At 58.9% G+C, this 8,138-nt stretch carries 7 protein-coding genes; 2 read left to right on the top strand and 5 right to left on the bottom strand.

The window, feature by feature from the left end; translation table 11 throughout:
* On the bottom strand, window positions 1–765 hold a 765-nt coding region (locus tag F3H58_RS26605), incomplete at its 3' end, for an MFS transporter (RefSeq protein WP_149744394.1).
* A gap of 188 nt (window positions 766–953) precedes the next feature.
* Complete coding sequence (locus F3H58_RS26600; RefSeq protein WP_149744393.1) at window positions 954–1,820, bottom strand: alpha/beta fold hydrolase; 867 nt, start codon at window positions 1,818–1,820, stop codon at window positions 954–956.
* A gap of 237 nt (window positions 1,821–2,057) precedes the next feature.
* On the opposite strand from F3H58_RS26600, the gene F3H58_RS26595 reads away from it, so the two are divergent.
* Window positions 2,058–4,001 (top strand): ABC transporter ATP-binding protein/permease, encoded by a 1,944-nt coding sequence (locus F3H58_RS26595; RefSeq protein ID WP_149744392.1) that lies wholly within the window; start codon window positions 2,058–2,060, stop codon window positions 3,999–4,001.
* A gap of 158 nt (window positions 4,002–4,159) precedes the next feature.
* Complete coding sequence (locus F3H58_RS26590) at window positions 4,160–4,972, top strand: nickel-binding protein (RefSeq protein WP_104680067.1); 813 nt, start codon at window positions 4,160–4,162, stop codon at window positions 4,970–4,972.
* A 42-nt stretch (window positions 4,973–5,014) separates the two neighbouring features.
* Here the strand turns inward: F3H58_RS26590 and F3H58_RS26585 are convergent, their stop codons facing one another.
* From F3H58_RS26585 to F3H58_RS26575, 3 genes are all read right to left on the bottom strand, one after another.
* Window positions 5,015–7,030 carry an aq_1923 C-terminal domain gene (locus F3H58_RS26585; protein ID WP_149744391.1) on the bottom strand — a complete coding sequence of 672 codons (2,016 nt, stop codon included), beginning with the start codon at window positions 7,028–7,030 and terminating at the stop codon, window positions 5,015–5,017.
* Between the two features lie 261 nt (window positions 7,031–7,291).
* Complete coding sequence (locus F3H58_RS26580) at window positions 7,292–7,696, bottom strand: hypothetical protein (RefSeq protein WP_149744390.1); 405 nt, start codon at window positions 7,694–7,696, stop codon at window positions 7,292–7,294.
* A gap of 45 nt (window positions 7,697–7,741) precedes the next feature.
* The gene (locus F3H58_RS26575) at window positions 7,742–7,960 is read right to left on the bottom strand and encodes a hypothetical protein (RefSeq protein WP_003521599.1); all 219 of its coding nucleotides are present in this window, start codon (window positions 7,958–7,960) and stop codon (window positions 7,742–7,744) included.
* Between the last annotated feature and the right edge of the window lie 178 nt (window positions 7,961–8,138).

The following is an 8,138-nucleotide window of genomic DNA, read 5'->3' as shown; positions in this document are numbered from 1 at the left end:
GACCTTTTCGAGGAAGGGACGCACATAGACCGAGCCTGCAAAATGCCCCGTCATCAGCAACAGGATGGCAAGCATACCGAGCTGAACGCTGCGGCGCCGCGTCAATCCAAGGACATCGGAAAGACTGTTGCTTGTGCTTGCCGGCAGTGACGGCAGGCTGAGTATCTGAAGCAGCATGGCAACTATGGCAAGTCCCGCCGTCATCGACATGGCGATGCGCCATCCCAGCCAGTCGCTGATCAGGGCGCCCATCGAAGGAGCTGCAATGGTGGCAAGCGAAACGCCGAGGGTAACGATAGCCATGCCGCGCCCGGTCGAATTTGCGCCGACAAGCCGCGCCACAACGGCAACCGACAGCGCCCAGAAACCGCTGAGTGCAATACCCAGCCCGGCCCGGCCCAACAGCAATAGCCAGAAATCGGCGGCAACCGATGCCAGAATGTTGGAGGCGATCGCCAGCGCGCTAAGACCGACAAGCACGGTCTTGCGGTTCAGCTTACCTATCAGAACATTGCTCAACAGGGCCGTCACCGCGCCTACGGAGGCGGTGGCGGTGACGACCTGTCCGGCCGTGCCTTCTGTGATGCCAAGATCGCGCGCCATGGGCGTCAACAGGCCCGCCGGCAGGAACTCGGCCGATACCAGCGCAAAGCTGGTGGCCGCCATGGAAAGAACAGCGAACCAGGTCGCAGCCGTCCATGCGGGTTCTTCTGTGGTTTCCAGGGGGATAGCTACCCCATCAAACTGCGATGTTGTGTCCGTCATGACGTCTCTCCTTGAGTTGAGAGAGTTTTAGACGGTTTTTCCCGGATGATATGTATCTAGAAATCCGAATTTCATGCCTATTCCTCCGAAATTTGTGCATCGCACAACATTTGCCGCGCCATTCGCGCGGGGAGGATGCCATTGGGGACCGGCGGTCTGAATGAGGGCGCGATGAAAGCGTGGCCCCATCAGTGGTGGATGCGATCAAGAAAGCTCCTGATCAGGGGGATGACTTCCTCCAGGTTTGTTTCCAGGAGCCAGTGTCCTCCGTCCAGCAGATGAAGCTCGGCATCGGGCATGTCGCGAAGATAGGCGCGGGCGGAGCGCTCGGGCATGTAGTGATCCTGCGGTCCCCAGATGATGACGGTCGGCGGCCGACAGGTTTGCAGGTAGCGGCGGTGGATCGGAAACCAGTCGCGATTCGCCTTGAGGTCAGAAAGTAGGTCTGCTGCGATATCCTTCCTCCTTTCGGTCATAAGGCTCCAGTGCAATTGCCAGAGGTCAGGAGGAATGAGTTCGGTAAGCTCTGGCCGGACGTTATTCAGAAACTCGTCCCGAAAATTCTCTTCGATGACGGCATCGCGAAATGCGGCGCGCATCTGGTCTGCAGGCAGCGACCAGAACTTTTCGATATCGGCATATTTCGGCCCCAGCGCGTCTTCATAGGGAATATCGCCATTCTGGATGATCTGTCCCACGATGCGATCCGGCTTCATCATGGCAAGCCTTGCGCCTATGGGAGAGCCGAAGTCGTGCAGGTAGAGCACAAAACGATCGAGACCCAGCGTCTCGACAAAAGCGTTAAGCCAGCTGGCATAACCGTCAAAGCTATAGGAAAAGGTTTCGGGATTGCCGCTATAGCCGAATCCCGGAAAATCGGGTGCGATCAGCCGCCATCTGTCGGCCAATCTGGGCATGAGGTTTCGGAACTCGAAGGATGAGCAGGGATAGCCGTGCGGCAGCAGAATGACCGGCGCATCCTGCGACCCAGCCTCCCTGTAGAAGGTCTCTACCCCCGCAATTGAGGTTCTGCGATGTCTGACGCGCGTGTCCATTGAACTGCTCCCTCAGGGATAAGAGCGCAGAGCGGGACGAAAGGTTCCCATATCCGTGCATGGCCGGATGCACGCGCTGAGCAGCGGCGGCGGCGATTTCGCTCGGCCCGATGGAATGGGTCATCGCCGGCGCTCTGCTCGGACCGGGATTTGGCTATCTGCTGAACTGGAGAAAAAACCGGGATCACTAGCGTCCCGGGCCGGCAACTTTTCAAACGGTCATCCGTTTATGCATTCATGACCGATGCTGACGCAAAACCGAACCCGATCGATGGCACCGGCCAAAAGGGTGCAGAAAATGTTCATGCCAACGACGCACCCGATGATCCCCTTCCGCCGGAGGAATTGGAGCCCGCTGCGGGTTTGACGCCGCAGCAGGCCGAAGAGGCTCGCAAGCGATATCTTCTGAAGCGCTTCCTGATCAGCGCGCGGGGGTTCTGGAGCCGCCGTGGGGACGGGCTTGCCTGGCCGTTCTCCATCGGGCTTCTCGCTATGATCGGCGTCAATGTCGGTTTTCAATATGGCATCAACGTCTGGAATCGCGGGATTTTCGACGCGATTGAAAAACGGGATGCATCGACGGTCTACTTTCTCGCTTCCATCTTCCCGCCGCTGGTTCTCGGAAGCGTTTTTATTGTGACCTCGCAGGTTTACGTCAGAATGCGTATTCAGCGGCGCTGGCGGTCGTGGCTGACCAAGGTGCTGGTCTCCCGATGGATTGCAAATGGCCGCTATTACCAGCTCAACCTGATCGACGGCGACCATCAAAATCCGGAGGCGAGGCTGTCGGAAGATATGCGGATCGCCACCGAAGCGCCCGTGGATTTTGTGGCGGGCGTCATTGCCGCCTTCGTATCGGCGTCCACCTTTATCGTCGTTCTGTGGACGATTGGCGGCGCGCTGACGCTGCCGATCGGCGGCTTATCGGTCACGATACCCGGTTTTCTGGTGATCGCGGCGGTGATCTATGCGCTCATCACATCCAGTTCCATCGCGTTGATCGGCCGGAACTTCGTCCGGGTCTCCGAGGTCAAGAACCAGCTGGAGGCGGAATTCCGTTACACGCTCACCCGTGTCCGGGAAAACGGGGAAAGCATCGCCCTGCTTGGCGGCGAAGAGGAAGAACGGAGCGACCTCGACAGGAGGTTCCGCAATGTCCGGCACCAATGGAAGCAGATGGCGCAGCAATATATGCGCACCACGGTCGTGTCGCATGGATCGATGTTGATCGCGCCCGTTGTTCCGCTTCTTCTCTGCGCGCCGAAATTTCTCGATGGAAGCATGTCTCTCGGCCAGGTCATGCAGGCGGCATCCGCTTTCACCATCGTTCAATCCGCCTTCGGCTGGCTGGTCGACAACTATCCCCGGCTGGCGGACTGGAATGCCTGTGCACGCCGCGTTGCCTCCCTGATGATGTCGCTTGACGGGCTGGAGCGGGCCGAACAGAGCGATAAGCTCGGCCGGATCGTGCGCGGTGAAACGGAAGGCGAAACGATGCTCAGCCTCAAGGATGTTTCGGTGTCGCTCGGCGACGGCACGGCCGTCGTCAAGGAGACCGATGTGGAAATCGGGCGGGGAGAAAGAGTGCTCGTCGCAGGCGAATCCGGATCCGGTAAAAGCACGCTTGTGCGGGCAATCGCGGGCCTTTGGCCGTGGGGCGGGGGCAGCGTCAGTTTTCGGGCCGGCAGCCGGCTTTTCATGTTGCCGCAGCGGCCATATGTGCCCTCCGGCACCCTTCGCCGGGCGGTCTGCTATCCGCAGGCGGCCGAGAGCTGGACGTTCGAAGAGATAGGAGAAGCTCTCGACAAGGTTGGTCTCGGCCATCTCAAAGACAAGGTGGAAGAGGAGGCGCCGTGGGACCAGACGCTGTCGGGCGGTGAAAAACAGCGGCTGACCTTTGCTCGCCTGCTGCTTAACGACCCGGATATCATCGTCATGGACGAGGCGACTGCGGCTCTCGACGAAAAAAGCCAGGACAGGATGATGCAGACGGTGATCGATGAGTTGCCCGACGCTACCATCATCAGCGTGGCGCATCGTGCCGAACTGGAGGCCTTCCATAGCCGGAAGATAACCTTGGAGCGCCGGGACGGCGGCGCAAAGCTGGTCAGCGATATCCACCTCATTCCCCGCAAGGCCAGATCCCGCTCCCTGCTTCGGCGCATGGTCAAACGCAGGTAAGTCGCTGCGGCTGTCGCGAGTGCTAACGCGAACGAATATCGCCCTTTCCGGTGTTCCCGCCCTGTGCGGCGTCACCCGTAAGAACGATGGACGGCAATTCGGCGAAGTCATAAAATGGCTGGCAGAGGAGGCAACGATATACTCTTGGGAGGAAACCAATGCCTATCTTCATGGACCGGCACGAGCTTGCCGGCGTTTCCGCTGCCGATATCGCCGCGGCACATCTTAAAGATATCAACATTCAGGATCGGTACGGCGTCAGGTTTTTGACCTACTGGTTCGATGAAAGGCGCGGCACGGCCTTTTGCCTTATGGACGCGCCGGACGCTGAAACCGCGCAGTGCGTGCATCGCGAAGCGCACGGCTTCGTCGCCAGCGAGGTGGTGGAGGTCGCGCTGTCGGCCGTGGAAGCGTTTCTCGGGCGAATACAGGATCCGGTAGCACCCGGGGCCGTCTCGAAAAATATGGACCCCGGCCACCGCGCGATCCTTTTCACGGACATTGTCGGCTCAACCGAAATGACGGCCCGCCTCGGCGATCGCATGGCGGCGGAACTCATCCGGGCCCACGATGCCCTCGTGCGCGGTTGTCTGGGGCGGCGCGCGGGACGGGAGGTCAAGCACACCGGCGATGGCATAATGGCCGTGTTCTCCTCCACTCCTTTTGCGGTGGATTGCGCCATCGATATCCAGCGCGAGTTCCATCGTTACAACAGCGACAGGGGCGAGCCCATCCACATCCGTATCGGTCTGGATTGCGGGGAGCCTATCGAAGACAGCAATGATTTCTTCGGCACGACCGTGCAATTGGCGGCAAGGCTTTGTGCAGCCGCCGAGAGCGACCAGATCCTGATATCGGACAAGACTTTTCAGGAATATGGCGGCGCCGATGTCCTCGTGCATGGCGATCGTTACAGGCTGAAAGGCTTTGCCGAGCCGGTGCTGGCCTATAGTTGCGAGTGGCTGCACTAGCTAAGGCCTGTGCAGCCACTGAAGGGGCGGAAATCGCCGGATTTATTCGGCCGTTGCCTGAATATCGACCTTGTCGAGAAGCCCCATCGGGTTGTCGGAGGCGGCAACCAGATCGAAAATGCCGAGACCGTTTGCGCCGGTGGATTTGACCGTTACCGTCAGGGTACCGGGTTTGCTGATGAACTGGACGAGCGCTTGCACGGCGTTTTGCAGCTTCGGCTGTTCAGCTGCCACCTGCGGCAGCATCATGCTCGCCACCAGAGTGAGAGTGGCGCGTACCTGATCTTCCGTCATGTCGTTCTGCAGGGCATAAAGCTTGATCGCCTTGGCCATCAAACCTTCGTCCTTGATCGTGAGCTTCACTTCGCGGCCGGCAAGCCCGAAGAGCGCCGCCTGCGCGCGATTGACGTCAAAAGAGAAGAACTCTTCCGTAAAGCCGCTTACCAGACCGGCAAAATTGACGCTGCCGAAATCCTTGCTGCTGAGCGAGATATCGCGGATCACCAGATTGCTGTTCGGTTCGTCCCAGCCGGCGGCAAGGCCATAAGAGAAGGCCAGCGTTTCGAGACCCAGTTTGCGGGCTTCGACGAAAACCTCCTCCGTCGAGTCTGCAGGGATCGGAAGCGTGAGCTCGTCCTGCCTGATCTCGATATCGGTCGGAATGCCGTTGAAGGGCTTGGTCAGCCCCATCTCGAAATTCTTGAGCGAGAATTTGATGCGTTCCGGCGTCCCGGCCGTTTCTTCCTCCGTCTCCTCCTCCGTCTTTTCCGGCGCGGCGATATCGACGTTGATGCCGCCAACGCGCACCCGGCCAAGTTCCGGTATCAGGCGATTGAACTGGAAGGTCTCCATCTGCGTCTCGTCGAGCGCGATGATCTCGGAAATTCCCTTGATCGTCGAACTCCAGTCGAAGCCCTTGAGGCTCGCTTCCGCGACTTCGATCCTGCTGTCGCCATCGCCGATCGACATGCCATTCAAGCCGAAGTCGAGCGTGCGGCTGTCCATCTGCATGTCGATGCGGTCGATGGCGGCCTTGACCCTTTTGCCGGCCGCCCCTTCCTTTTCGTCCGGCGCGTCGGCCTTGAGGCCGATGAACTGCATGTTGCTCTTGCCGACCATGTCGAGAATGGACACGACCTTTGCGAAAAGCGCCTGGCGCGCCTCCGGTGAAAGCTCGTCAGGATCTTGGGTGGTCGTCAGCGTTTTGAGGGTATCCAGCAGCGGTTCGGACGGCATGCGGGCGGTGAAGCCATCGCTGCGGATTTCATCGTAGCTGAAATGACCGTCTCCTTCAGAGAAAGAAACCGCCTTGATGGAGACCGGCCCGTAGAGCGGCTTCGCTTCCTTGTCGTCCGGGCCCGCCTTTTCCGTATATAGCCGGGCGAGATAAGCGACGTCGATGTCCTGGCCGGCGATCGCGCCGGTCGACACGACCATATGCTTGTCCTTCATCGCGCCTTCGCTGTCGGGAAGCTGCATCTTGATGTCGTAGCTGCCATTGTCGATAGAGTATCGGGCAATGCGGCCGCCGGCGATCTCGGAGAGCGTGACGTTCCTGTAAACGGTCTTCTGCTCGGTGGTCGCGACGGACTGGGTAAACGTCACCTCCGGCGTGGAGATGCTTGTCGCCGCGAAGCGCTCGATGCGCCGGGGCAGGGAGCCGCCGTTTCCTTCCGCCTGTGCCGGCTTTTCGAATGCGGCATTCTCGACGCGGGCCTGCGCCATCGAAATCTTTCCGGTCGGCACATCGATGTCGATGGTGTTCATGTCCAACGCGCCATCCAGGAACGGAAGTTTCGGACGTCCATCAATAGCCGCGATCTTGATATTCCTGCCCTCTTCAAGCGGCAGCGTTAGATCGCGAACATGAATTTTCCCGAGAAAATCGACCTCGATGGAAGTGGCCGTCGCACCGCTGCGGGCAACCAGCTCCTTCACCTTTGCTTCGTAGAAGGTCTTGCCGCCGATGACGCCTGCGGCAGCAACGGCAATAATCGCAACTGCCGCCCAAAGCGCCCTGCGCCGACCCTTACCGGTCTGGATGTTTTCCTGTTCCACGAAGTGAGTCCTCTCTAACGAACTGATATTGGATGCCTTTTAAGCACGCAAAAGTTGCTTAGCAAGTGGTCATTGCCAGGCGTTTTTCGAGAGAAGGAATGTCATGCCGAAAGCCCGGGCAATGATGCCCGGAGCCGCGTCTCAAGGAACAGCCTTCGGTCAACGGCCCTGTCGGACGAACCGCCTCATAGGCGGCACAGTCAGGCAGGATGTGGCGTGCCCCGCCCGTCGAAAGCGAAGGGTCATTTTATCTGCGGTGCTTCACACGCCCTTAATGATATTGCAGATGCCCTCGCGAATAACGTTCTTGTCGGCGATCTGTCCCGCCTGAATATTGAAAACAGCATCGATCCGCACGGCATTGCCTTTCTGCCGTGCCACCACTCGCAGCGTCTGGATTCTGCCGCTGCCGCTAGTTTCCTGATGGGCATCGATGGACGAGAGCGCCTTGTTGACCTGGATACCTGAAAAACCTTCAGCAGCGACGGCCTGTGCAAGCTTTTGAAGCACCGCGGGCGCCTTGGCTTTCGGCAATTCCTGCCATGATTTGTAAGAAACGGCGGTCACCATCGGCACGCCGGAAACGGTGAAGTTCTTCTCGCAGGAAGCTGCGAAGGCAGGGCTTGAGACGGCGATGAGGCCAAGGGCTGCGATGAGGGATTTCATTGGTATGATCCGATCGTTGGTGAAGGTTTTCAATTGTTGCCCATGTCAGAACGACGACCGTTTTCCCCGGTAGGTCGAAGGCGGCGGCAGGGCTTCATGGGCTTGCGCCAGCGTTTCCAGCCATGTTGCAAGGCCATCGGGAACGGCTTCATTGCCGGCTTCCAGCGCTTCGATCCATGAGAGCTCGCATTGCAGGGCAGAGGCAATATTGATTGGCGTCCAGCGGATAACCCGCAGGCATTCGTTGAAGCGGTCTGGCGACATGATGATTTGTTATGTTCCCCGTCATTTTCCTGGCGAAGCTCACTCACATGGGTGCGAGAGTCAATCATTTTCTGCAACTTTTGATGGATCGTTTCTCGCTGCATCCCTTGCCTGATAAAACTTAGTCGATATGCTAAGTTTCTGCTTGCCCCATCACGATGAAACATGATAGTTAGCA

The sequence above is a fragment of the Rhizobium sp. NFACC06-2 genome (assembly GCF_900101425.1).
Taxonomy (GTDB): domain Bacteria; phylum Pseudomonadota; class Alphaproteobacteria; order Rhizobiales; family Rhizobiaceae; genus Agrobacterium; species Agrobacterium leguminum.
This window is presented reverse-complemented; position numbering and strand designations above follow the sequence as displayed.

What these genes read in the sequence shown, in the direction of transcription:
- F3H58_RS26580 (WP_149744390.1), bottom strand. Translation starts at nt 7,696, where the DNA reads ATGAAATCCCTCATCGCAGCCCTTGGCCTCATCGCCGTCTCAAGCCCT.
- F3H58_RS26595 (WP_149744392.1), top strand. Translation starts at nt 2,058, where the DNA reads ATGACCGATGCTGACGCAAAACCGAACCCGATCGATGGCACCGGCCAA.
- F3H58_RS26590 (WP_104680067.1), top strand. Translation starts at nt 4,160, where the DNA reads ATGCCTATCTTCATGGACCGGCACGAGCTTGCCGGCGTTTCCGCTGCC.
- F3H58_RS26575 (WP_003521599.1), bottom strand. Translation starts at nt 7,960, where the DNA reads ATGTCGCCAGACCGCTTCAACGAATGCCTGCGGGTTATCCGCTGGACG.
- F3H58_RS26600 (WP_149744393.1), bottom strand. Translation starts at nt 1,820, where the DNA reads ATGGACACGCGCGTCAGACATCGCAGAACCTCAATTGCGGGGGTAGAG.